A 24,583-nucleotide genomic window follows, 5' to 3' on the forward strand; every position below is an offset into this window, starting at 1 on the left:
GAGTGGCAGGGATGCTGGAACGGCGGGCGCTGAATCAACTCGCGCAGAAGGCAACTGTCGCGGTAACCGCAGGAACGGGCCGGGACCGCAGATTCCTGGGCACGGGCTTCTACGTGGCTCCGCGTACGGTACTGACGGCCGCTCAAGTGGTACGCGGGCAGCCGCGCGACGTTGCCGTGAGCAGCGCAGCGCGCGAGGAGACCGGCCCCTGGATGGCGCGGGTGCGCAACATGCGCCACACCGAACAACAGCCGGGCGGAAACACGTCCGTGGAACAGGATCTAGCTCTGCTCGAACTCCTCGACGACCCCGGCGACCACGAATGCGTCTGGCTGACCGACCGGGCTGCCTGGAATGGTCGCCAACTGGCCGGATACGCGCACCGGCACGACTCCGCCACCGGGCAACCCATGGCGTGGAGCGCAGTGCTGGAGATGCACGCCCGCACCGGCCCGTACGGCCTGCGCCTGGCTCCCTCCGTCGAGATCCCCGCGGGCAGTAGCGGCGGACTCCTCGTGGAGTCCAGGACCGGCGACGCCGTCGGCATTCTCACCGCCGGCCGCCATGACGGCGGAGGGCTAGGAGTACTCCTGTCCGCCCTCCGCGGCCTCGGCCTCGAGTACCAGCGCGTGATCACCGAGCACGACCGCTGGCACGGCTCCCGCCCGCTGCAGGTCCGCACGACAACCTGGACCCGCGAACAGCAGCTCATGCTCCCCAGCGCCGACGGCCGATTCAGCGCCGACCGGTGGACCCCGCAGGACCGGCGGACCGCACTGCACCTGCTGGCCTCGCTCCCGCACCCCGAAAGCCCTGCCACCGTCGGCGAATTGGCCCTCAGAGCCCTGGAGGGACATCCACTCCTCCCCGGCCCCGCGGGCAACGCCCCTGCGCTGCTGACATGGCGCGACGGCCACGGACTGCTTCGCGAGAGCACCGTGCCCCGACCTGCCGCGCTCCACCTGCGCTACCTCTGGCTCGTCGCCCAGCACCTGAGCCCCCACAACGGTGCCGAAGCCCTGCTCGACTGGGTCGACCAGCGTGCCCAGTCCCTCGACGACCTCGGACTCCTGCGCCGCCTGCAGAACCGCACCGCCCGGCCCCGCCTCGCTCCCGCCCCGCAACCGTGCTGGACCTCCGGCGCCGCGCTGCTCGTCGGCGTCTCCTCGTACACCCACCTCCCCGGAGTCCCCTCCATCGGCAACAACCTCGACGATCTCCATGCGCTTCTCACCTCCCCCGAGTTCGGCATCCCCGAGGACCGGGTGGAGGTGATCCGCAACCCCGACAACGAGAAGAAGATCCACAAGGTCATCGACGACCTCATCGAGAAGGTCGACCCGTCTCAGGGCGCCTTCATGCTCTACTACGCCGGCCACGGCCGCTCTGATCCCGAGGACGGCAAGCTCCAGCTCTCCCTGGTCGACTCCCGCCAGGACAGGTCCCACTCCTACTGGGACTTCGACGCGATCCGCAGACACATCGCCGAGTGCGGACTGCCCATCCGCCTGGTCCTGCTCGACAGTTGCTACAGCGGCGCCGCCCTCGACACACTCACCGGCAACAGCTCCCCCTCTGTCGCTATCCGTGGCACCTACGTGATGACCTCTTCCAGCGCTACCGAGGAATCGCTCGTGACCGCCGGCCGGAACACCGCCTTCACCGCAGGCCTCCTCGCCGTCCTGCGTGAGGGAGTCCCCGCAATGGGGCCGGTCCTGGACGCCGCGACCGTGTACGAAGCGGTCCGCAAGTACTGCGCGGACCGGGAACTACCCGAACCTGACCACCAAGGCACCCACCACGGATCCAGCATTCCCCTCATGCCCAACACAGCCCACTTCCAGGAGTCACGGTGACCAATCGCCCGGCCCTCACCCTCACCACCGCCGACGGCGCCCCAGCCCCCGACGGGCTGCGCCGCTTCCTCACCCGCGACCCGGGCCTCCAACGCGTCGCCCGTGCCGCCTGGCAGCCCGCCGCTCCACCTGATCCCGGACACCTCGGCACTGGCCTCGACATACTCACCCTTGTGATCACCGGCGCCTTGGCGCTGCCCTCCGCCATCGACACCGTCCGCCGCTGGTGCGCGGCGACGGGGGGTGACGGCAATGCGATCTCCGTCAGCGGAGGGGGCGTCTCGGTCACTGTCAGCGGGGCCACAACGCCGGAACAAGCTGCTGCCCTGGCCGCAACGTTGACCGCGGCTCTGCAGCCGGTGCCGGATGCGGCCGAGGTAGCAGCGCCGGAACCCGGCGGTTCCTCAGGAGCGTGACGTGCCGCTGTTCGCCCGTCGGAAGATGGAGACGCCGTGTCTGGCCGCATCGGAAGGCGCACTGTTCCAAGCGCCCGACGCAAATGGGACCAGCTATGGCCCAACTCCGGGGTAGGCAGCCGCTGATGCTTCGACACGGGAACGTTTCCTACTGGGTGTGATGTCATCCAGGTCTCGGTCAATGAAACTGTCGCGGAACTGCGTTGGGCAGTTAGGAATGTTCAGATCGTGAGTGCTCCCCGCACCCGCAGGGATGGCCCCGGGCCCGACTGCATCGCCTTCACGCCCCGCTCGTGCTCCCCGGACCCGCGGGGATGGTCCCTCCGCTCGGGGTGGGTGGCCATCCACAGCCAGTGCTCCCCGCATCCGCGGGGACGGTCCCGGTTGCCCTGCTTCCGGCCGCTGAGCCACTGATGAGCGACGAGCTCGGCGAGTGCGAACGGATCCTGACCACCGCGCGGCGCGACCGTTCCCTCGCCGTCCAGGTCCACCGCAGAGACCGGCTTCGAGACGGCCATCAGCCCGGCGAAGTGCTCGTTCAGCGCGGCTTTGGAGTGGGCCAGCCGCACCGACCACGACGTACCGTCCTCGCCCGGAGGCAACCGCCGCAGCCAGTCCAGCAGGCGCGGGAACATCGCGTTGCTCGTCGCCATCGTCGGAAGAGCGAAGAAGTATCCTCCTGCCCCGCTGCGGGCAGCGAAGATTTCGGCAACCGCCAGCGCGGCCTCAGTCTTTCCCTCGCCCATCGGCGCCTCAATCAACATCAGCCCAGGGCAAGGCAGTTCGCGGGCGAGCCGCACCGCCGCCTCTTGCACCGGTCGGGGCTTCGCCCCCAACGGGAGATCGAAGCGCGCGGCGAACAACTCGACCGCTGTCCCCTTGGGTTCCTTCGGCCGCCATGGCTCGGGCAGATCGAGCCTCTGCCATGCCGACGTAACCCGCTCCTCGCCACTACGCGGAGCGTCCTCGGGAAAGTACGGAAACAGATCCGCATTGCTGGCGATCCAGTCAGCAACAATCACCAGCGCGGACAGTGCAGCCTGCACGGTCTGTGGCATCTTCACCCGCTGCCACGCACCCAACCGTTCCGCTACTCCGAACTCCGCCGCGCAGGCATCCAGTAACTCTCGCTGCACCCGCTGCCACAGCACCTCGGAAGCCCCCGGCGTACGCAGCAGTTCAGGATGATCGTCCAGATCCTTCACCTGGACCGCCTCCGGCGGCGACCCATGATGACCGCCGATCACCACCGCGAACTGCCTACAGCTACGCGGCGACCACCCGTACCGCTCCTCCAGCCACTCGGTGAGCAACACCTGTCCTGCCAACCCATGCGGAGCCATCCGCCGATCGGCCATATACCGCTGCCCCGCCATCGCCAGCCCGGCACTGCGCATCCCGTCCGCCAGCGAGTCCACCTGGCAGGCAAAAGCCGGCGTTGCCTTCCCGATGTGGTGCACCCCTGCCAACCACACCGCCAGTAACCGCGCATCTGATTCCCCGCCAGGCAGCGCCTGCGCCACCAATTCCCGCACGGCCCGAGGTATCCACTGGTCCCACAAGAGCCCTGCCGCCGCCCCGCTATCGGCAAGATGCCGCCACAACGGCAGCCACCCGCCCCCGGCGAAGTCGTACTTCGCCCATACCGTCCGCGCCGCTGGCGACAGCCCTCCACCAAGACCACCCATGGCCGTCCACTCCTCCAGCCCGCCGCATACATGCTTGGCTAGCAAACACACGGTTGCCAGCTTCTCCGCACCCACGGAGACCCGGAATGAAAGCAGACACCACTGACAACTGACTCGGGGTCACAACTTCACCGCTGGCCTCGTGAGTCAAACACAGAGTGCTTGTTTAACGGCTTAGTCGCCCTTGATATTGGATAAGTCCGTAATGGGGGATTCTGGTGAAGTTGGTAAAACGCCCTCCGTTCTCTGAAGAACCACCAGGTCGGAGAGCCTGCTCCCCGCGCACGCGGGGATGACCCCCGGTCAACGGTCGGCAGCAACCCGCACCTGATCTGCTCCCCGCGCACGCGGGGATGACCCCTGCGTCGACCTCGAGCCCAGCGACGACTTGATCTGCTCCCCGCGCACGCGGGGATGACCCAGAGACTGCCACGCAACACCTACTCGACACAGACTGCTCCCCGCGCACGCGGGGATGACCCCGACGCTCAGACGGCCACACAGCCAACCGCCGGCTGCTCCCCGCGCATGCGGGGATGACCCCCAGCTGACGCCAGGGATCACGGCCAGCACGGTCTGCTCCCCGCGCATGCGGGGATGACCCCACGTCAGCGACGACAGCGAAGAGGCTCCAGTTCTGCTCCCCCGCGCATGCGGGGATGCTCCCCCCACGCTTTTCGGGGTTGCACCCCGTGGGCCCTGCTCCCCGTGCACGCGGGGATGACCCCACGTCGAGCGGCGAGACAACCCCTGTCCCCAACTGCTCCCCGTGCACGCAGGGATGACCCCACCGTGACGGCGGCCTGCCGCCTGTGCAGCTACTGCTCCCCGCGCATGCGGGGATGACCCCCAGGGGTACAGCGGAGTGTAGATGGAGTGGCCTGCTCCCCGTGTGCGCGGGGATGATCCCGAGCAGTACAAGCTGACCGGGCGCGGCGGGTTCTGCTCCCCGCGCAGGCATGATGGTCCAGAAGCTGCCTCGCCTCTCGGGTGGCTTCTGGCGGGTGCTCTGCTTACTACTCCTGTTCTCGGGAACGCCTCGCCGGCTGGGGCCACTTGGCTTCCTCGCTGAGCGCACGCTGAACCCACTCCACCGTGACTCTCCTGGGGCTTTTCAGGGACCTTCACGGTCTGTCCAAGGGACTTCCGAGGGACTTTTCTTCGCGTAAGAAGAGAAGGCCACGCCCAACGCATGGGCTGACGCCCCGTCATAAAGGTCAGCAATTACTCAGCATCGAGACTGCCAGAGCTGATCAAACCCTGCGACACCTGCAACTGAGAAGCGGCACGAGAATGTGTCCTCACCTGCAAAGTTGCTGCTACAGGGCGCCGTCGTATGGTGTCCGTGCGCCCGTATAAGAGAACCAGTCGTACCACTCGACGGCGTTGCCGACGGAGGCGGCGAGCAGTTGCCTGACCGGGTGGGTCGGCGGGGCGGCGGTCTTGATCGTCTCTGTCATGATCCCGACGCTAACCGCGAGAAGTGCCTGTTCACGATCGGTTTGACGGAGTCGACACATCGCCGTCACCCGGGACGTTCCGCCGCCGGACCGATGACAACCGACCATGCGGTGCCCATCATTGGCCGAGCGCATCGAGAAGTGTCGAGAAATGAGGGGACATCATGAGCACAACCGTGACCGACGAACAGATTCAGGCTCTGGCCGCGACCGCGAAGCCCTACAGCCTGGCGATCCTTCAGTGGGGCCCGGAGCGGACCATGGACGGCGCGGGCGCGATCGAGCTCGAACACCAGCGGCGCATGGTGTCGCTGCGTGCTGAAGGGGTGATCGCGATCCTGTGTCCGGTCGGCTCGGACACCGTGGCCGGCGTCGCGATCATGACCGTGTCGGCCGAGGAGGCCGAGAAGATCATGGCCGGGGACCCCTGCGTGCAGGCCGGGATGATGCGCTGCGAGGTTCACCCGTGCCACGGCTTTCCCGGAGACGTGCTCCCCGGGTGAACGGTCGAGGCCAGGGGTGTCGGTATCCCGACGAGGAACCACCACGGGACCTCGGACGTGGTGGTGGTGCGCCACATCACGCCGGGCCGCAGCAGTCCCGCAGGCTCCCCGCTGCCTGCCGGGCCGTGATCGACGAACGCGATCAGCGGTTGGTGTCCACGATGACCTGCCCGCCGTTGTTCGAGGCTGAACGCCCCGTGGGTCAGGAGACGGCGGTTTCGGGGCGGGCGGGCAGGCGGATGCGGCGTCCGGCGGGGTCGAGGGCCGTCATGGCGGCGCCCAGGGCGGCTCCGACGAGCAGGCCCACGCCGTGGTTGTTGGCCATCACGCAGAGCACGAGTCCCGCGGCCGGCACGAGCAGCGCAAGGCGGCGGAGTCCGGGATTCGGGCCGCGCAGGGCGCAGACGGTGGCGAGCGCGCCGACCAGGCCGCAGATGGCGACCGAGTTGCCACCGCCGTGCGGGTTCCAGGCCTCCATGCTCACCGCCTGCGCCGCCACGCCGGGGAGCAGGTAGAGCGTGAGGGTGCTGACGGAGCCGAAGACGCGCTGGGCGACGGGGGCGACCGCGATCAGCGCCGCCAGATTGAACAGGAGTTGCAGCCGGCCGCTGGACTGGATCAGCAGCGCCGTACCGGCGCGCCACCACGCACCGTCGGGCCGTCTTTCCAGGTGGCCGGTCAAGCTTGGCCAGATGGTCTGCGCGACGTTGAAGGCCGCCATCACCCCGACCATGGCGGCCGCGGTCACGGGTATCGGCGGGCGCCAGGCGCGCAGGACGGACGGCACCCGGCTCCGCGGCCCGGCCGGTGCGGCGAGGGAGGAGTCGAGCACCTTGAGGCCCGGGCCGACCACGGCGGCGGCGCAGGCGTACAGGGTCAGGTCGTGCACGTTCATCCCGGCTCTGCTCTCTCGTGGGACCGCGGCCGCGGGAGGTCGTGGTCGGCGGGTCGTGCGGTGTCGTGAGAGCCACCGTAGCCACAAGCGGGGTCCCTGGGGCCGTTCTGCTGTCAGGGCCGCTTCAGCCGTGTACGTGCGGATGCCATGGCTTCCCCGGAGACGCCCTCCCCGCGTGAACGGCTCCGGCCCGGGGTGGCCGTTGTTGGACGGCCTTAGCGGTTGCCGCGCTCGGAACCGGCGGCGGCGTGGAGTTTGTTGCCCTGTCGGCGGTCCTGTAGGCCCACGGCGAGTGTGAGGGCCGCGCCGATCGCGATCGGTGTCAGGATCCCGACGAGGAACCACCACGGGACCTCGGGCGTGGTGGTGGTGCGCCACATCACGATGTTGGCGATGACAAAGGACAGCCCGATTCCGATGTTGGTGACGAGCAGTGCCACGGCCATCCGGCGGGCTCCGGTGCGTGTCGCGGGGCGTTGGCTGCCGCCGATCGCGAACCGGGGTTCGCCGTCGGGCAGTTCGGCGGCCGGCGTGGCCCGGAGCAGGAGCGCGGCGGTGACGGGCAGCAGCACGGTCACACCCGCGTAGACGAGGACGAGGGTGAACGCGGCGCCCACGCTCTTGTCCGTCCAGGCGTCCACGCCACCGCCGCCGATGTGCTGCGGGATGCGGTCGGGAAGGTGCGGATACACGGCGACGCCCCAGGCGACCATCCCGGCCAGCAGCAACACGCCGGCCGCCAGCCAGGCCCAGGGGAAGCGCGGCGGGGTGTACGTGGCTTCCGGCATGTTCCCATTGTGTGGGATCTCGGGCCGCATGAACCTTTCCCGGGACCGGCAGTGATCCACGGCCGCCGGTTGCCGGGAACAGTCCGTCCGGCCCCGTCCCCTGCGCCCGGCAGCGCGGCTACCCCCGCTTGTAGGCGATCACGGCCGTCGTCACCAGGCACGGAGCCGGTGGCACCATCTCGACGCGCAGGGTGCCCCGCGTCGCGTCGTAGTCGATGCCCTCGGACTCGAACGTTCCCTTGCAGACGCTGCGTTGGGGGATCGCGAAGGCGGACGTCACGTGGCCGGTGACCGGTTGGCCGTCGAGGGGGCGGTCCAGGGTGATGTCGAGGACCTCCTTGGTCGCGGCGTCGGACGAGCAGAGGAGATGGGTGGCGTCGGTGAAGTCGCAGCCCTGGATGTTCGTGACCGGCTTGTCGAGGGATATCTGGCCGGCCTGCGGGAGGTTGGTGCCCGGCTGGGGCGCGGAGGGGTTGAGGACGGGGGCCGGGAAGACCTGGAGGCGGTCGCGCGTGCCCCACTCGCCGGACACCAGCCACTGGTCATCGGGTGACACGGATGCGAACGAGTTGTTGAGCATCTCGCCCGGGTCCAGGGCGTGTTCGTACGTGGTGCGCTTCCCGTCCGCCGTGGTCACCGCGAACATCTTCTTCGTCGCGCTGTCGCCTCCCTGATACGCGTCGAAGGTGAGGCCGCGCGCCACGTCCGGGTCGCCCACGTGGCTCCAGCCCGCGACGCGCAGGGGCAGCGGCACCGAGCCGAGGCCGCGGTACACGAGCGTCCCGTCCGCGCGGGAGGCCAGGCCCTGGCTGCCCGTCAGCGAATTCACGTGCGAGGTGCCGGTCTCGGTCCAGGTGGGCGCGGCGGACGCCGTGGTCGCGCCGAGCGTCAGGGCGCCCAGGGCGGTGGCCAGGGTCAGCGCGGAGCGTCTTTTGTGCCACTTCTTGTGCCGGGTCATGAAAGTCACCCTGCCCCATGATCGGTGCGCGCAGGGGACGTTCGGGCAGGGTGGCGGATTGCCGCCGTACGCCTGCGCCCAGAGATGTAAAGGGTTGTAAAGGCGCCGTATAGGGGGAGTGACCGCAAAGCCCCCAGCTATGGCCTGGCATTGCCTGGCTGACGTTGTGTCATCACGCAGCGTGGCGGAATGAACTCCTCCCGGGTGTGACGCGTCTTACTCAAAACGAGACCGAGAAATCCGCTCGAGGTGTGACGCCGGAGAGTCACCATGCGCTTGACTTGGCGAACCCCCAACTAGGAGAGCTCATGCGACCGTTCGCACTGAACTATGCCCGCCCCACGCGAGAGGCAGAGGTCAGGGCGCCGTATATGTACGACGCAACACTGCAGTTGAACGTGCTCGCCGACGGCGCAGTGGCGGCGCGCGACTACGCAGTGTTGCGGGAGTTCGCGGCCACCACCTCCACCGCGGGTTCGAAAACCCATTTCGACGACTGAACGGCCCTGCGCAAATGACCGTGCTGATCCTGACGAGTGAACAGGATGTGACGGCAGACATGGCTGTCGTCGAAATGAATGCCAATGGAATCCCTGTCCTACGGCTCGACCCCGCCGAACTGCCGGGCGGCGTAGGCCTCTCGGGCGAGTTCGCGCACGGGACGTTCCACGGCCACCTGTCGGTCGGTGGCCGGGTCGTCAGCATGAGCGGCCTGCGCTCCATCTGGGTGCGCCGCCCCGGCGTGCCCGCCGCCCACGCGGAAGCCGCTTCGCCCTGGCTCACCGAGGAGGCCTCGCAGTCCCTGTACGGGATGCTGCGGTGCACCGAGGCGCGCTGGATGAACCACCCCGACTCCGCCCGCCAGGCCCGCCACAAGCCCTGGCAGTTATGGCTGGCACGCGCCTGCGGACTGCCCGTGCCCCCCACGCTGATCACCACATTCCCGCGCGCCGCCCGTGAGTTCGCCGCGCGCTACCCCGACCTGATCGTGAAGCCGGTCTCCGGCAAGCACCCGGACGACGTCGGGCTCGCCGTGCCGACCACACGCGTGCGCCCGGGCGAGGACTACCAGGACGTCGCGAACGGACCGACGTTGCTGCAGCGACGGGTGCGCAGGGCCGCGGACATCCGTCTGACCTGTGTGGGCGACCAACTGTTCGCGGCGCGCGCGGCGGGTTCGCCGGACGCCGAGGACGCGCGGCAGAGCGACGAGGCAACCGTGGACGACGTGCGGTTCGACGCTGCCGCGGGCCCTTGGCGCCCGATACCCGTGCCCCGCCGCGTCGCCGACGCGGCGCGCGCCTATCTGACCCGCGCCCAACTGGCGTACGGGGCGTTCGACTTCGCCGAGGACGCCGACGGCATCTGGTGGTTCCTGGAGTGCAACCAGTCCGGCCAGTTCGGCTTCATCGAGATCGAGACGGGGCAGCCCATCGGCCGCGCCGTCGCCCAGTGGCTGGCGGGCGAGCCATTCGGGCCCGTATCGGCCGCGGGCGAGGGCGGCGAGCGCGCCCTCGGCGGCGCGGGGTGTGGCTGACACGACTCGCCGGTGATCTTTACGGACGGTGGACGGCGGGGTACGAGAGGAGTGGCCGACCGGCCGCCCGCCCCGTCGCTGAGGGAGCACCACCGTATGACCGACGCCACCGCAGTCACCAGGCAGGGAACCCTGCGCGGCCGCACCGAGGACGGGATCGCCGCCTTCCTCGGAGTGCCGTACGCCGCCGCCCCGTTCGGCCCCCGCCGCTTCGCCGCGCCCGGGCCCGCCGAGCCGTGGACCGGGGAGCGCGACGCCACGGAGTACGGGCAGAGCGCGCCCAAGGCCCCGTACGCCCCGCCGTTCGACGCGCTGATCCCGGAGACCAGTCAGGACGGGCCCGACTGCCTCAACCTGAACGTCTGGACGCCGGAGCCGGGCCCCGGCGCCCGCCTTCCCGTCATGGTGTGGCTGCACGGCGGGTCCTTCTCCAACGGCTCCGCGAACTCCTCCGGTTACCGCGGCGACACCTTCGCCCGCGACGGCGTCGTCTTCGTCGGCGTCAACTACCGCCTGGGCGTGGACGGATTCCTGCACCTGCCGGGGGCGCCCGACAACCGGGGCCTGCTCGACATGATCGCCGCGCTTGAGTGGGTGCGCGACAACATCGAGGCGTTCGGCGGGGACCCGGACCGGGTGACCGTGTTCGGTGAGTCGGCGGGCGGGGTGGCGATCGGCCGGCTGCTCGTCGAGCCGCGCGCCCGCGGCCTGTTCCGGCGTGCCGTCCTGCAGAGCGGGGCCTGCCACCACTTCGTGCGGCCCGACACCGCGCGCCGCATCGGGGAGCGGATGGCCGAGCGGCTCGGCGTGCCGCACACCGCGGAGGCGTTCGCGGAGGTGCCGCTGCCGGAACTGATCGCGGCACAGGGCGCGTTGACGGACGAGTTCAAGCGGCGGCCCGACCCGGCGGTGTGGGGCGACGCGGCGCTGAACGGGATGGTCTTCGAGCCGGTCGCCGACGAGCGCACGCTGCCGGGGCCGGACGCGGGCGTGGACATCCTCGTCGGCAGCAACCGCGAGGAGAACCGGCTCTACATGGTGCCGACCGGGCGCTTCGCCACCATCAGCGAGGGGCGGGTGAAGCGCGGCGCCGAGGCCTTCGGCGCCGACCTGGACGGGTACCGGGCGAGCCGGCCGGACGCGAGTCCCGGCGAACTCCTCGACGCCATCGTCACCGACTGGTTCTGGCGGATCCCCGCGCTGCGCCTCGCCGAGTCCGTGCCGGGCTCGTACGTCTACGAGTTCGCCTGGCGGTCCCCGCAGTTCGGCGGGGAGCTCGGCGCCTGCCACGCCCTGGAGCTCGGCTTCGTCTTCGACCGCGTCGACGACCCGGACTACGCGGCGCTCGCCGGCAAGGACGCCCCGGCGGACCTCGCCCGCGCGATGCACGGCGCGTGGGTCGCGTTCGCCACGTCCGGGGACCCCGGCTGGGCGGCGTACGACCCGGCGGGGGAGCGGTCGACCATGGTGTTCGACGCGGGCGCCTGCCGGGTCGAGGCGGACCCGCGGGCGGCCGAGAGGGAGCTGTGGGAGGGCGCCCGCTGAGGGCTGGATCCATGTCCGGTATGGCGCGATAGTGTGCCCCGGTGACGACGCATTCGAACACTCCTGCAGGTTGGTATCCGGACCCCCAGGGGGCGCCCCAGGCGCTGCGGTGGTGGGACGGCGCCCAGTGGACCGGGCACACGCACGCCGGTCAGGCGCAGGCCGTGGCCCCCGCCCAGGCTGCGGGCCAGGTGCCGCAGCAGCAGGCGCAGGCGCAGGCCGCCGGGGTGCAGCGTCAGGTGCAGCAGCAGGCGGGCGTCGCGGGGGCCGGGCAGGGCGGCGGCACGCTGTTCACCGAGCCGGTCCTCGTGGTGAACCAGAAGGCCAAGCTGATCGAGCTGACGAACGAGTACAGCGTCATGGATCAGCACGGCAACCAGCTGGGCTCCGTCGTCCAGGTCGGCCAGAGCGCCATGAAGAAGGCGCTGCGCTTCGTCGCCAGCGTCGACCAGTTCATGACGCACAGGCTGGAGATCCGGGACGCGTACGGGCAGCCGCACTTGGTGCTCACGCGGCCCGCGAAGTTCATCAAGTCGCGGGTCGTCGTCGAGCGCCCGGACGGGGCGCCGGTCGGCGAGATCGTTCAGCAGAACGCCATTGGGAAGATCAACTTCGCGATGATGGCGAACGGTCAGCAGATCGGCGCGATCAAGGCGGAGAACTGGCGGGCCTGGAACTTCGCGATCGTCGACCATGCGGACAACGAGGTCGCGCGGATCACGAAGACGTGGGAGGGGCTCGCCAAGACGATGTTCACGACTGCGGACAACTATGTGTTGCAGGTGCGCTATCAGTTGCCGGAGCCGTTGTTGAGCCTGGTCGTTGCGACTGCGCTCACGGTGGATACGGCGTTGAAGCAGGACTCCCGCGGGTTCGGGTGACCTTGGCATGTTGCGCTTCTACGGGGTTGCGGTCACGGGGCTCTGCCCCGGACCCCGCTGCTCAATCGCCGCAGGGGCTCAAATGGCCGGAGCCGTTCAACTGGCCAGAGCTGCTTGGTCGGCCACAGTGGCTTGCTCGGGGAGCGTGGCTTGGTCGGTCTGGGCGTGATGCGTGTGTGTCAGTAGGACCACGCCGCCAGTCGCGAGGATCGCTCCCGCTGCTGCGAGGGCCAGGCCCCCAGCTCCGCCCTGGAGGTGCTCGCCCAGGAGGGCCAGGCCGATGATCGATGCGGCCAGCGGGTTGGCGAGGGTCACCATCGCGAGCGGAGCGCCGAGGCCGCCGCGGTAGGCGGTCTGGGAGAGCAGGAGGCCGCCTGCCGCGAAGGCTGCCACCAGTAGCGCGACCGCGATCACTCGTACGTCGAGCAGCGGGCCCGTGCGGTCGGTGACCGCCACCGTCACGGTCTGCGTGAGGGCGGAGGCCACGCCGGACGCGACGCCGGACGCGGTGGCGTGGCGCAGGCCCGGCTTCGCGCCGCGGCGGGAGAGTGCGCCGATGAGCGCCGCCGTCACCGCGGCCACGCCGAGCGCCTCGGGCAGTGAGAGCGTGTCGTCGGGGGCGGGTCCTGACGCCGTCACGAGCAGCGCGCCGAGGCCCACGAGCGTGAGCGCCGTGCCCCGCCACTCGCCGGGCGTGACGTGCCGCCCCGCGACCCGCGCCCCCAGCGGCACCGCCGCGACGAGGGTGAGCGCGCCGAGCGGCTGGACGAGGGTGAGCGGCCCGTACTTGAGCGCGGCGACGTGCAGCAGCGCGGCCAGGGCGTTGAGCCCGACCGACCACCACCAGGCACCCGTCCCGAGCAGCCGCAGCACGCCCGCCCCGGACTTGGCGGCGAGCCGCTCCTGGGCCACGGCCGCGGCGGCGTAGGCGACGGCGGAGACGAGGGAGAGGGCGACGGCGAGCAGTGTGGCGGTCATCGTGCCGCTCCGGTCGCGAGGCTCGCGGTCGGCTGGGACGCGTTAGAGGCAGAGGCAGAGGCAGAGGCAGAGGCAGAGGCAGAGGCGGAGGCAGAGGCGGAGCCCGGCGCGGTGATCACCTGGACCGGTATGTGCGTCGGAGTCGCCGCGGCGAGCACATCGGCGGCCGTGAGCGCGTCGGGCGGCGTACGGAACGCGGCCGGAGCCGGCGTCCACGGCGTCGGCGTGTGTCGGACCTCCATGATGTGCGGCGTGGCCGCGGTCGTGGGGGCCGGCACCGGGAACAGGTGGCGCCAGAAGCCGGTCGCTTCGACCGCGCGCGGCAGCCGGATCACCGCGAGCGCGGCGCCGAGCAGCAGCGTCGCCACGATCGTGTCGAGCCAGTAGTGGTTGGCGGTACCCACGATCACGAGCAGCGTGAACAGCGGGTGCAGCAGCCACAGCCAGCGCCACCGCGAGCGGGTCGCGGCGACCAGGCCGATCGCGACCATCAGGGCCCAGCCGAAGTGCAGTGAGGGCATCGCGGCGAACTGGTTGGCCATGGTGTCCGTGGCGGGCTTCGCGGCGTACACCGAGGGGCCGTAGACCTGCGCCGTGTCGACGAGGTGCGCGGCGCCCAGCATCCGCGGCGGGGCCAGCGGGAACGTCAGGTGCAGCACGAGCGCCGCCGCGGTCAGTACCGCGAGCACGCGCCGCGTCCACAGGTAGTGGCGCGGGCGGCGCAGGTAGAGGAAGACGAGCAGCGCGATCGTGGCCGGGAAGTGCACGGACGCGTAATAGATGTTCGCGGCGTGCACGAGGGTGTCGCTGCTCAGCAGCGCGTCCTGCACCGCGCCCTCGCCGGGCAGGTGCACGGCACGCTCGAAGCTCCACACGTGGTCGGCGTTGTGGAACGCCTCGGCGGTGTGGCCGTTGGCCAGCTGCCGCCCGAGCTTGTAGACGAGGAAAAGTCCCACGACCAGCAAGAGCTCACGTATCAGGGGTGGCCGGACGGCGTGCTGCTCCGGTTCCCTCATGTTCCCGTTCATCGATACGCCAGTGTACCGATACGGTGGCGTACCGGTACACTGGCGTATCGATAGTCCGGTGTGATCTCATCGACACTGCCGCCGACCGAGGAGTGAGTGAGGGCCATGACGACGCGAGACCAGGCCACCGAAGCCGCGCCCGCCGCCTCGCGCCGCTCCAAGATCACCCCTGAGCGGGCGCAGGAGTTCTACGACGTCGTCCTCGACCAGCTGCGGGAGTCCGGGTACGGGTCGCTCACCATGGAGGGCGTCGCCGCGCAGGCCTGTTGCAGCAAGTCCACGCTGTACCGGCAGTGGAAGACGAAGCCGCAGCTCGTGGCCGCCGCGCTGCGGGCCGGACGCTGTGGCAAGTTCTTCACAGCCGACACGGGTACGCTCGCGGGGGACCTCTGCGCAGCCGCGCGCAACGCGGCGTCGCAGGCCAAGCCGGACACCGTACTGTTGCAGGCCCTCGGCCACGCCGCCCTCCAGGACGACGAGCTGAAGGGCGCGCTGCGCGAGGCGCTGATCGAGCCGGAACTCGCGTCGATCGACTCGATGGTGAAGCGGGCGGTGGCGCGCGGCGAGATCGCCGCGGACCATCCCGCGCTGCCTTACGTGGCCGCGCAGCTCTTCGGAGTCATGCGCAGCCGACCGATCCTGGAAGGGCGCGACGCCGACGGGGACTATCTGGTCCGCTTCGTCGAGAGCGCGCTGGTTCCGGGGCTGGGGCTTGCGAGCAAGCCCTCGGGTCCGACCCTGGAGGGTCGGGCCACCTGAACGGGAGGCCGCCGGTCGCAGGGATGACCGACCGGCGGTCTGCCCGCGCCGCACCGTGGGGACGGGGGCGGCGCGCACCCCCGGCCGGGCGGGTTCCTCCTTGAGCGGAGGGGGACCCGCCCGGCCGAATTCGTGCGGGGGTCGGAGCGGTGCCGGCGGCGCTCATACCGTTTTCGCCGCGGTACTCAGACGTTTTCGCCGGCGTCGCCGTTGCCGGTGACCGTGGCCTTCTTGATGCCCTTGAGGATCTTGTCGATCGACTCGGCCTTCGGCCCTGTCGACTTGTCGGCGGCGGTGTGCGGCATGTCCACGCCGACGCGCAGCACGACGAGCTTGTCGGGGTTGGCGGGCGAGGGGAAGGCGGCCGACTCCACCCACGCGTCGACGCCCGACTTCGTCTCGACGCTCCAGCGGACCCGGTAGCCCTTCTGCCCGGCGACCGTGACCGCCTTCGCGAACACCTGCTTGTGGCCCGTGATCCCCTGGTAGGTCTTGCCGCCGTAGGACGACTTCGCGTTCTTGGCGATGTCCTCCTTCGCGGCCGCCTTCGCCGACTTCGCGTCGAGCTTGAGGCGCTTCGCCGACGAGGTGGACGCGCCGCCCTTCACGCAGACGTCGTCCTTCGTGTTGGGGCAGGGGTACGGGCCGACCGTGATGCCGGCGACGCCCGCGCCGTCGGTGCCGGTCCAGTTCTTGATGACCGGGATCGCCACCCCGTTGCTGACGTCGGTGGCGAAGCCCTTGTCGAGCGGTGCCTGCGGCGAGGCCCCCGGAGCGTCGGGCGTCGGGCTCTCGCCGCCTCCGCCGCCCCCGCTGTCGCCGGGGGCGCCGGGCCCCTCGGGGTTCGCCTCCTTCGGGCTCTGCGACCGGGAGTCCGCCTTGTCGCTCTTGTTGTCGCCGTCATCGCCCGACGTGAGGGCGTAGACGCCGGTGCCGATCCCCGCGAGCACTACGACCGCGATCCCCGCGGCGATGGCTATTCGCCCCTTGCCGCGCGACTTCTGCGGCAACTGGCCCGGATATGCCGGGTAGTTGGGGTATGCCGGATTCGCTCCGGGTGGGGTCGGCTGCTGCGTGAACGGCGCCGGGGCCTGCTGCTGTGCCGGGGCCTGCTGCTGCGGCGGGGTGGTGGCGGGCCGGGTCTGGTCGGTCCAGCGGGCGCCGTCCCACCAGCGTTCGGTGCGCGGGCCGCCTGGAACCTGCCCCGGATCGGAGTACCAGCCTGCGGGAGTCTGCGACGTCATGGACGGAACAGTATGAGGCCCGCCTGAAAAGGGGATGAGAGGGTTCGCCGATGCGGTCGGGATCGTTATCGGGGGCGGCCGGGCCCCCGGGCTGGGCCTCCGGCCCGACTCCGGCTCGGCTCCCGGCCCGACCCCGGCCCGAGTTGGCGGACCGGGGTCCCATCTCGGGCCAAATGTCACCGGCTGCCGAGACGCCCCACGAAGTCAGGGCCTCGCGGACTAGTCTCGTGACCAGTACGTCGATCGCTCCATGTGATCGGCTGCGACCGGACACCGGGACGACACCGGGAACGACAACGGGAGGCTGCGGGATGACCCAGGGACGGCATGCCGACGCCGCGCCCTCCGGCTCTCCTTCGCGGGACGGCGCGCGTCTGTGGGAGCGGGAGTCCGAACTCGACGTCGCGGCGCGTGCCCTGGACGAGCTGTACGGCGACTCCGCGGCCTCGGGCAGCCTCGTCGTCTACAAGGGAGAGGCGGGCATCGGTAAGACCGCCCTGCTCTCCGGCGTGCGCGAGATGGCGGCGGGCCGGGCCACCGTGTGGTCGGCGCGGGGCGGCGAGACGGTCACCTCCGTCCCCTTCAACGTCGTACGCCAACTCCTGCAGCCCGCCCTCGCGGTGCTCTCCGAGGAAGAGGCCCGCGAATACTTCGGTGACTGGTACGACATCGCGGGCCCCGCCCTCGGAATCGCGGAGCCCACCGGGCGCCAGGCCGACCCGCAGGGCGTGCGCGACGGACTCGTCGCCGCCGCGTCCCGACTGGCCCGCCTGCACTGGCCGTTGGTGCTGCTCATCGACGACGCGCACTGGGCCGACGTGGAGACCCTGGAGTGGCTCGCCGCGTTCGCCGAGCGCCTCGACGACCTACCGGTGTTCGTCGTCGTGGCGCAGCGCGAGGCCGAGGACGGGCGCGCCGCCGCCTGCCTGGACGCGGTGGCCGCCGCCGCCCGCCCCGGCGTCTCCCGGCTGAGCGCCCTCACCCCGGACGCCACCGCGGGCCTGACCCGCGCCACGCTCGGCGCCCACGCCGACGACCCGTTCTGCCGCGAGGTGTGGGCCGTCACGGGCGGAAACCCGTACGAGACCGTCGAGTTGCTCGCCAAGGTCCAGGACAGTGAGCTCGAGCCCGACGAGCGGGCCGCCGTCGAACTGCGGGCGCTCAACCGGTCCGCCCGCGGCCGCGGCCTGGTCACCCGCCTCGAAGGGCTCGGCACCGACGCGACCCGGTTCGCCTGGGCCGCCGCCATCCTCGGCACCCACATCGAGCCGGGCCTCGCCGCGCTGCTCGCCGGCATGAACCCCGAGCAGGCCGGACGCTGCGCCGAGCAGCTGCGCACCGCCCGCATCCTGACCGACACCGGGTCCCCCGGATCGGGGTACGGCGCCACCGACACCCTGGAGTTCGTCCACCCGTTGATCGCGTCCGCCGTGTACGACGCGATCCCGCCGGCCACCCGTACCGCCATGCACGGCCAGGCCGCGTGGGCGGTCACCGCGTCCGGGCACGGCCCCGCCGCGGCCTCCCGGCACCTCCTCGAGGTGCATCCGGACGACGACCCCGAGCTCGTCGAGCAACTGCGTGCCGCCTCCCGCGAGCACCTCGCCGTCGGTGCGCCCACCGCGGCCCGGCGCTGCCTGGAGCGCGCCCTCCAGGAACCGCCGCTGCCCGAGGTCCGGCCGCACGTGCTGTACGAGCTGGGCTGCGCCACGCTGCTCACCTCGCCGTCCACCACCGTCGCGCACCTGCGCGCCGCCCTCGACTCCGCCCCCGGGCTCTTCGGCGAGGACCGCGTCGACGCGGTGTGCCGGCTCGCTCAGGCCCTCGTCCACACCAACCAGTTGGACGACGCGCTCACCGCCCTCGACGCCGAGACCGCTCAGCAGAAGGAGGGGAACCAGCGGCTGCGCCTGCGGGCCACCCGCCTCTTCTGGGAGTGCATCTACGCCGGCGAGCACGATCCGCAGGACCGCTCCCGCAGCCTTGCCGAACTCGCCGGGCGCGTCACCGGGCGCGACAACCCCGAGCGCGTCCTGCTGATCCTGCGCGCCTTCGACATGATGAACCGCGGGGAGAACGCCGAGGAGGTCGCGGAGTACTGCGACCGCTCCCTGGTCAACGGACGCCTCGCGCCGGGCCTCGGCTGGACCGACCCCGAGTGGGGCTTCGAGATCCTCATCGCGCTCGGCCTCTCCTACCTCTTCTCCGACCGACTCGACCGCGCCGAGAGCCTGTTCACGGAGAGCATGCGGGCCTACGAGACCGCCGGCTGGAGCGGCGGCCACCTCTCCCTCGCGCACGCCTTCGTCGGGTACGTCCACCGCAGGCGCGGCCGGCTCAACGATGCGGAAGCGTTCCTGCGTGAGGGGCTGCGCCTGGCCGACCGGGTGGGCCGCGGGCTGCCCATGCACTGGTCCGCGGCGGCCATGCTCATCGACACGCTGCTCGCCCGCGGCAAGCCCGACGAGGCGCTCCGGATCGCCGACCGGTACGGATTCGCCGCGCCCTACCCGTCGATGATCCTGCTGCCCGACGCCCACTCGGTGCGCGGCCGGCTGTTGCTCGCCGTCGGCCGCACCGAAGAGGGCATCAGCGAACTGGAGACCGGCGGCAAGGTCGCCCTGGCCCGCGGCGGCCACAACACCGTCGTCGCGTCGTGGGCCGGCGACCTGGCCCTCGCCCTCGCCGACACCGACCCGCGGCGCGCCGCCGAACTCGCCGCCCAGTCCCGCGTCCAGGCCGAGCGGTTCGGCACGGACACCGCGATCGGCGAGGCGTTGCGGGTCGCTGCCGCGCTGGCCACGGGACGGGAACAGCTCACCCTGTACGCGAAGGCGGTCACGTACCTCGAAGCGTCCCCCTGCGCGTACGAACACGCTCGGGCACGGGTCGAGTACGGGATCGCCGCGCGGTCACTGTCCGAGCTCAACCGCGGTCTGCAGCTGGCCCGTTCGTGCGGGGCGGACGCGTTGACGGCGCGGGCGCGGGAGGTTTTGGAGACGGGACGGGGGCTGCGCTAGCCGCGCCCCGTCTCCGGGCGACGACGGGAGTTTGACGACAGGACCTAGGGCTTGAACGGCCCCAGGATGCGGTCGAGTTCGATGTCGAGGCGGTCCTGGACCTCGCGGTCGTACGTCTCCGCCTGCGCGAGCGTCGGCTGCTCGCCGTCGAAGAAGCCCGCGGTGGCCTCGCCGCCCAACTCGCCGACGGCCAGGGCCAGTACGCCGGCCGCGCCGTCCTCGACAGTGTTCAGTGGGCCGACGCCGGCCTCGCGGACCATCGCCGTGTCCATGTACGTCGCCGGGTGGATGACGTTGACGTGAATGCCCGTGCCGGACAGTTCGCGGGCGAGGGCGAAGGTGTGCGCGGCGAGGGCGAACTTGGAGCGGCAGTACGCCTCGGTGCCGCTGTAGTTGTTGTCGAATTCCAGGTCGTCGAAGTCGAGCGGCGACTGCCCGAGCGAGCCGCAATTCACCACGCGGGAAGGCGAGTTGGCCTGGAGGGTGGGCAGCAGGGTGCGGGTGAGGGCGACCGGGGCGAGCACGTTGACGGCGAACCGCAGCTCGTGCCCGTCGGCGCTCGGCTCGCGGCCGGAGCCGGGGGCCCCGGTGCCGACGCCGGCGTTGTTGACGAGGACGTCGAGTTCCGGGTGGGCGGCGGCGACGCGGGCGCCGAGGTCGCGGACCTGCTCCAGGGAGGCGAGGTCCGCGACGAAGCCCTCGGCGCGCCCGCCGGTGGCGCGTAGCTCCTCGACGAGCGCGTCCGTACGTTTCTCGTCCCGGCCGTGGGCGAGCACGACATGCCCGCCGCGAACGAGCTCGAAGGCGAGGTACCGGCCGAGGCCGGAGGTGGCACCGGTGATCAGGAGTGTGGCCATGCGTCCAGGCTAGGGGGGAGGCCCCGGGTCGGGCATGACCCCCCTGTACGTACGCCTGTCGGGGTTATGCCACGCGTTACGCCAGGCCCTCCTCGGCGAGCACCCGCTGGGCGACGCCGAACGCGGAGTTGGCGGCGGGCACGCCCACGTACACGGCGCACTGCTGCACCACGGCGCCGATCTCGTCCGGGGTGAGGCCGTTGCGCAGGGCGGCGCGGACGTGCATGCCGAACTCGTCGAGGTGGCCGTGGGCGACGAGCGCGGTCATCGTGATCATGCTGCGCTCGCGGCGGCTGAGCGTCGGGTCGGTCCAGATCTCGCCCCACGCGTAGCGCGAGATGAAGTCCTGGAACCGGGCCGTGAACGGCGTCTGCCGCGACTGCGCCCGGTCGACGTGCGCGTCTCCGAGCACCTCGCGGCGCACCTCCATGCCGCGCTTCGCGGCCTGCCCGAGGTGGGTGCGCAGCAGCCCGACGACCGCCTCCGGCCGTTCGGCGGGGGCGAGGTGCGAGGCGCCCGCCAGCTCGACGAGTTCGCTGTCCGGTACGGCGTCGGCGATCTCGCGCAGGTGCGCCGGCGGTGTGGCGGGGTCCTCGCGGCCGGCGATGAGGAGGGTGGGAACGGTGATGTCGGGGAGCCGGTCCCGCAGGTCGAACGCGGCGAGGGCGTCGCAGCAGGCCGCGTAGCCCGCGGGGTCGGCGTCGCGGTTGTCCTGCACGAGGCGTTCCACGCGGAAGCCGGGGGTGAACCAGCGGGAGGGCGCGGTCTCGGCCACGCCTCCCGTGCCCTCCTTGCGGACGAGGGCGGCCCGCTCCTCCCAGTTCTTGGCGCCGCCGAAGTGGGAGGAGGAGCAGATGACGGCGAGGCTGGTGAGGCGTTCCGGGTGGTGCACGGCGAGGTGCAGGCCGACGGCGCCGCCGAGGGATACGCCGGCGTAGGCGAAGCGGTCGATGCCGAGGTCGTCGGCGAGGGCGAGGACGAGGTCGGCGAGGTCTCCGACGGTGGCGCCCGCCGTGACCAGGTCGGCGGGCGACCCGCCGTGGCCGGGGAGGTCCCACCGTACGACGCGGTGGGCGCTGGACAGTTCGGGTGCGACCCCGTCCCACAGGGCGAGGCTCGTCCCGAGGGAGGGGCCGAGGATCAGCGGCGGGGCGGTGGGCGAGCCCTCGATGTGGTGGTTCAGACGGGTTACGTTCATGGGTGGGCTCCCGGTGGGTCGGATTACGACTTGGGCGGTCGAAGTCTTCGGTCGTCGTCGGCTACGGGTCGTACGTGGCTGGGCTGCGCCCCGTGGCGGAGCCACTGACGGATACGGTCCCGCGCCCCTCTAAGGGGCGCGGGGAACTGCGCACGCCAACCCCGTCCCACCGGAAACCGGCGACGACCTGCGCCCGGCGCGGTCCGCACGCCCCGCACGCGCCCGCAGGGATTTCGGGAAGGGGCGGGGTGGGGGACATGTCACCGGCGCGCCAGCGCCCGATCCACCAACGCCCCCGCCGCCCCCGTGTACCGCGCCGGATCGGTCAGTTCGGCCACGTCCACGCCGGAGTCCTTGAGCGCGGGCTCGACAGAGAGTACGTCGGCGAGGGCGCGCCCCGACTCCCGAGCCCGCCGCGAGGCGGACGCCAGAAGTTCCTTCGCCGCACCACGCCCGAGCACCCCCGCCAACTCCGCAGAGAGCCGCTCCGACACGATCGCCCCGCCCGTCAGCGACAGGTGCGCGTGCATCACATCCACCCGCACCACCAACCCGCCGACCAACTCCGAGGCATCCCGTGCCGCGCCACCGACCACCCGCAACAACTCCCGCAACGTGGCCCATTCCGCGTGCCACGCACCCGCGGGCCGTTCATCCTCCGCGGCCACGGAGGCATAAAGCGTTGCAGCGAGCGCAGGAGCGCGGCGCGCCGTCGCCGCGATGAGCGTGGAACGCACCGGGTTCGCCTTGTGCGGCATCGCGGAGGACCCGCCCCCCGCCCCCTCGGCCAACTCGCCGATCTCCGTACGGGACAGGACCAGCACATCCGCCGCGATCTTGCCGAGCGCCCCCGCCGTGAAGGCCAGCGCCCCCGCCAGATCCGCCACCGGCGTCCGCAGCACATGCCACGGCAACTCCGGCTCGGAAAGCCCGAGTTCACGCGCGTACGCCGCCACGAGAGCGAGCGGGTCCTCAGCCCCGTACGCCCCGAACGCCGCCAACGTCCCCGCCGCACCGCCCAGTTGAACCGGCAACGCCCCCCGCACACTCCGCAGACGGTCGCGCGCGTCGAGCACCAGCGAGCGCCAGCCGGCCGCCTTGAGGCCGAACGTCGTCGGCACGGCGTGCTGCGTGAGCGTACGACCGGGCATCACGGTGTCCCGGTGCTCGCGCGCGAGGCCCGCCAACGCACCCTCCGTGTCGGAGAGCTCGTCGAGCAGCACGTCCAGCGTGCGCGCCGCGACCAGCATCAGCGCCGAGTCCAGGATGTCCTGGCTCGTCGCACCCCGATGCACGTACGCGGCGTGCTCCGCGGACACGTCCGACACCGCCGCCGTAAGGTCCGCGACCAGCGGGATCACCGGGTTGCCGCCACCGCGCGAACGGCGCGCGAGGTCCCGGGCGTCGAACCGCTCGGCGACGGCCGCCGCCGTGACGGCGTCACCCGCGGCGGCGGGCGCGAGATCGAGCGAGGACTGCGCCCGCGTGAGGCCCGCCTCCGCGTCCAACAGAGCCTGAAGGAAGGCCTCTTCGGACGTGGTGCGCTCGGTGGGCGCACCCTCGCTGCCGGGGTCGAACAACGTCACGTGAACTCCAGGAAGACCGTCTCGCCCTCTCCCTGAAGGCGGATGTCGAAACGGTACGTGCCATCCGCCTGCCGCTGCGCGATCAGCGTGTCGCGCCGCTCGGCGTCGACCTGCCGGAGCACGGGGTCCGTGGCGAGCGCCTCGTCACCGGCGAAGTAGATCCGCGTGTACAGGTGGTGGAGCAGACCGCGGGAGAAGATCACCACGGCGAGGTACGGCGCCGACTCGCCACGCGCCCCCGGGCGGAGGGTGCGGACGGCCCAGTGCCCGTTCGCGTCCGTCTCGATGCGGCCCCAGCCGGTGAACTCCACGCCGTTGCGGCCCAGGTACCCGCCCGTGAAGGGCTGGCGGCGCATGGAGCCGTCGATGGTGGAGGCGTTGCCCTCGGGGTCCGCGCCCCAGACCTCGACGAACGCGTCGGGGACGGGGGCACCGTTGCCGTCGTAGACGTAGCCGTGCACGGCGATCGTCTCCGGGTGGCCGACCGGGGCGATGTCACCACCGCCCTCGAAGGGCAGCGCGTAGCCGTACCAGGGCCCGACCGTGTGCGACGGGGTGGGCAGCACGGACTCGGGGTTGTTGATGTCGATCGTCGTCATGGCTGGTCAGCGCCCTTCTTCCATCCAGGTGGCGTTCGGGCCGTCGAGGACGATGTCCCACTGATAGCCCATCGAGAACTCCGGAACCGACTTCTCGTGCACGTACGTCGCGACGAGGCGCTGGCGCGCCGCGTCGTCGGTCACCGAATGGAGGATCGGGTCGTACGCGAACAGCGGGTCGCTCGGGAAGTACATCTGCGTCACCAGGCGCTGGGTGAACGCCGAGCCGAAGACGGAGAAGTGGATGTGCGCCGGGCGCCAGGCGTTGGTGTGCTGGGCCCACGGGTAAGGGCCCGGCTGGATGGTCGTGAACTTGTACCAGCCGTCGTCGTCGGTCAGCGCCCGGCCGACGCCCGTGAAGTTCGGGTCGAGCGGCGCGTCGTGCACCTCGATCTTGTGCGCGTAACGGCCTGCCGAGTTGGCCTGCCACAGCTCGATCAGCTGACCGCGCAGCGGCCGCCCGTCGCGGTCGACGAGGCGGCCCTCGACGGTGATGCGCTCACCGATCGGCTTGCCCGCGTGCTGGATCGTCAGATCGTTGTCGATCTTCGTGATGTCGCGCTCGCCGAAGGCGGGAGCGGTGAGCTCGATCAGCTCCGGGTCCTTGGAGACGTCGATGTTGATCGGCGGCTGCTTGGGGTGCCGGAAGGTGGAGGAGCGGTACGGGGCGTAGTCGCGCCGCGGGTGGTTCTCGACGGGTGCGCCGTCGGCGAGGCCCTTGTAGTAGGCGTCGCGCTTGGCGGTGATCTCACGGTCGATGTCGGCCTGGGTGAGTGACATGGGGGTG

At 71.2% G+C, this 24,583-nt stretch carries 21 protein-coding genes, 1 pseudogene and 1 CRISPR repeat array; of the genes and pseudogenes, 9 read left to right on the forward strand and 13 right to left on the reverse strand.

The features are described from left to right. Positions 1–11 precede the first annotated feature (11 nt). Both OHA73_RS35745 and OHA73_RS35750 read left to right on the forward strand, forming a co-directional pair. Positions 12–1,856: a caspase family protein gene (locus OHA73_RS35745; protein ID WP_327657198.1), complete on the forward strand. Its 1,845-nt coding sequence runs from the start codon at positions 12–14 to the stop codon at positions 1,854–1,856. Continuing rightward, entirely contained in the window at positions 1,853–2,272 is a 420-nt protein-coding gene (locus OHA73_RS35750) for an effector-associated constant component EACC1 (protein WP_327657199.1), read from the forward strand. Before OHA73_RS35745 ends, OHA73_RS35750 begins: the two co-directional genes overlap by 4 nt. Before the next feature lie 221 nt (positions 2,273–2,493). Here the strand turns inward: OHA73_RS35750 and OHA73_RS35755 are convergent, their stop codons facing one another. Next, complete coding sequence (locus tag OHA73_RS35755; RefSeq protein WP_443063166.1) at positions 2,494–3,960, reverse strand: CRISPR-associated endonuclease Cas3''; 1,467 nt, start codon at positions 3,958–3,960, stop codon at positions 2,494–2,496. A gap of 271 nt (positions 3,961–4,231) precedes the next feature. Then, positions 4,232–4,565: direct repeats of the CRISPR family, unit length 28 nt; unit sequence CTGCTCCCCGCGCACGCGGGGATGACCC. Positions 4,566–5,279: 714 nt separating this feature from the next. Then, positions 5,280–5,420, reverse strand: a complete 141-nt coding sequence (locus OHA73_RS35760; protein ID WP_327657200.1) for a hypothetical protein — start codon at positions 5,418–5,420, stop codon at positions 5,280–5,282. A gap of 176 nt (positions 5,421–5,596) precedes the next feature. Here OHA73_RS35760 and OHA73_RS35765 point away from each other — a divergent pair, with 176 nt between their 5' ends. Continuing rightward, positions 5,597–5,923, forward strand: a complete 327-nt coding sequence (locus OHA73_RS35765) for a hypothetical protein (RefSeq protein WP_327657201.1) — start codon at positions 5,597–5,599, stop codon at positions 5,921–5,923. A 202-nt stretch (positions 5,924–6,125) separates the two neighbouring features. Here OHA73_RS35765 and OHA73_RS35770 read toward each other — a convergent pair whose 3' ends face one another. From OHA73_RS35770 to OHA73_RS35780, 3 genes are all read right to left on the reverse strand, one after another. Further along, positions 6,126–6,818 carry a rhomboid family intramembrane serine protease gene (locus OHA73_RS35770; protein WP_327657202.1) on the reverse strand — a complete coding sequence of 231 codons (693 nt, stop codon included), beginning with the start codon at positions 6,816–6,818 and terminating at the stop codon, positions 6,126–6,128. A 215-nt stretch (positions 6,819–7,033) separates the two neighbouring features. Next, the gene (locus tag OHA73_RS35775; protein WP_327657203.1) at positions 7,034–7,606 is read right to left on the reverse strand and encodes a DUF1648 domain-containing protein; all 573 of its coding nucleotides are present in this window, start codon (positions 7,604–7,606) and stop codon (positions 7,034–7,036) included. Positions 7,607–7,724: 118 nt separating this feature from the next. Beyond that, positions 7,725–8,564 carry a hypothetical protein gene (locus OHA73_RS35780; RefSeq protein ID WP_327657204.1) on the reverse strand — a complete coding sequence of 280 codons (840 nt, stop codon included), beginning with the start codon at positions 8,562–8,564 and terminating at the stop codon, positions 7,725–7,727. 308 nt (positions 8,565–8,872) lie between these two features. Here OHA73_RS35780 and tgmA point away from each other — a divergent pair, with 308 nt between their 5' ends. The 4 genes from tgmA to OHA73_RS35800 all read left to right on the forward strand — a co-directional run bounded on the left by tgmA (position 8,873) and on the right by OHA73_RS35800 (position 12,527). Then, a complete protein-coding gene (tgmA, locus tag OHA73_RS35785) occupies positions 8,873–9,064 on the forward strand; it encodes a putative ATP-grasp-modified RiPP (protein ID WP_266715696.1) in 192 nt (63 codons plus the stop codon). Between the two features lie 14 nt (positions 9,065–9,078). Continuing rightward, positions 9,079–10,101 carry an ATP-grasp ribosomal peptide maturase gene (gene tgmB, locus OHA73_RS35790; protein ID WP_266715698.1) on the forward strand — a complete coding sequence of 341 codons (1,023 nt, stop codon included), beginning with the start codon at positions 9,079–9,081 and terminating at the stop codon, positions 10,099–10,101. Between the two features lie 96 nt (positions 10,102–10,197). Further along, positions 10,198–11,646: a carboxylesterase/lipase family protein gene (locus OHA73_RS35795; RefSeq protein WP_327657205.1), complete on the forward strand. Its 1,449-nt coding sequence runs from the start codon at positions 10,198–10,200 to the stop codon at positions 11,644–11,646. Between the two features lie 41 nt (positions 11,647–11,687). Beyond that, complete coding sequence (locus OHA73_RS35800) at positions 11,688–12,527, forward strand: phospholipid scramblase-related protein (RefSeq protein WP_327657206.1); 840 nt, start codon at positions 11,688–11,690, stop codon at positions 12,525–12,527. A gap of 96 nt (positions 12,528–12,623) precedes the next feature. Here OHA73_RS35800 and OHA73_RS35805 read toward each other — a convergent pair whose 3' ends face one another. Then, entirely contained in the window at positions 12,624–13,505 is an 882-nt protein-coding gene (locus OHA73_RS35805) for a hypothetical protein (RefSeq protein ID WP_267068471.1), read from the reverse strand. Between the two features lie 314 nt (positions 13,506–13,819). Continuing rightward, positions 13,820–14,533 (reverse strand): annotated as a pseudogene (locus OHA73_RS35810) (phosphatase PAP2 family protein); the annotation flags it as partial. 105 nt (positions 14,534–14,638) lie between these two features. Between OHA73_RS35810 and OHA73_RS35815 the strand changes: the two are divergent. Further along, a complete protein-coding gene (locus tag OHA73_RS35815) occupies positions 14,639–15,292 on the forward strand; it encodes a TetR/AcrR family transcriptional regulator (RefSeq protein ID WP_327657207.1) in 654 nt (217 codons plus the stop codon). A 185-nt stretch (positions 15,293–15,477) separates the two neighbouring features. On the opposite strand, the gene OHA73_RS35820 is transcribed toward OHA73_RS35815, so the two are convergent. Beyond that, entirely contained in the window at positions 15,478–16,536 is a 1,059-nt protein-coding gene (locus OHA73_RS35820) for a DUF2510 domain-containing protein (RefSeq protein ID WP_327657208.1), read from the reverse strand. A gap of 311 nt (positions 16,537–16,847) precedes the next feature. On the opposite strand from OHA73_RS35820, the gene OHA73_RS35825 reads away from it, so the two are divergent. Beyond that, positions 16,848–19,556 carry an ATP-binding protein gene (locus OHA73_RS35825; protein WP_327657209.1) on the forward strand — a complete coding sequence of 903 codons (2,709 nt, stop codon included), beginning with the start codon at positions 16,848–16,850 and terminating at the stop codon, positions 19,554–19,556. 44 nt (positions 19,557–19,600) lie between these two features. On the opposite strand, the gene OHA73_RS35830 is transcribed toward OHA73_RS35825, so the two are convergent. The 5 genes from OHA73_RS35830 to pcaH form a co-directional block, all read right to left on the reverse strand. Continuing rightward, positions 19,601–20,413, reverse strand: coding sequence for an SDR family NAD(P)-dependent oxidoreductase (locus OHA73_RS35830; protein WP_327657210.1), 813 nt, complete (start codon positions 20,411–20,413; stop codon positions 19,601–19,603). 76 nt (positions 20,414–20,489) lie between these two features. Continuing rightward, positions 20,490–21,611, reverse strand: coding sequence for a bifunctional 3-oxoadipate enol-lactonase/4-carboxymuconolactone decarboxylase PcaDC (pcaDC, locus tag OHA73_RS35835; RefSeq protein ID WP_327657211.1), 1,122 nt, complete (start codon positions 21,609–21,611; stop codon positions 20,490–20,492). A gap of 260 nt (positions 21,612–21,871) precedes the next feature. Beyond that, complete coding sequence (pcaB, locus tag OHA73_RS35840) at positions 21,872–23,197, reverse strand: 3-carboxy-cis,cis-muconate cycloisomerase (protein ID WP_327657212.1); 1,326 nt, start codon at positions 23,195–23,197, stop codon at positions 21,872–21,874. Continuing rightward, entirely contained in the window at positions 23,194–23,796 is a 603-nt protein-coding gene (gene pcaG, locus OHA73_RS35845) for a protocatechuate 3,4-dioxygenase subunit alpha (protein ID WP_266715716.1), read from the reverse strand. Before pcaG ends, pcaB begins: the two co-directional genes overlap by 4 nt. A gap of 6 nt (positions 23,797–23,802) precedes the next feature. Continuing rightward, positions 23,803–24,576 (reverse strand): protocatechuate 3,4-dioxygenase subunit beta, encoded by a 774-nt coding sequence (gene pcaH / locus OHA73_RS35850; protein WP_266715718.1) that lies wholly within the window; start codon positions 24,574–24,576, stop codon positions 23,803–23,805. Positions 24,577–24,583 lie beyond the last annotated feature (7 nt).

Source organism: Streptomyces sp. NBC_00483, from assembly GCF_036013745.1.
Classification (GTDB): Bacteria; Actinomycetota; Actinomycetes; order Streptomycetales; family Streptomycetaceae; genus Streptomyces.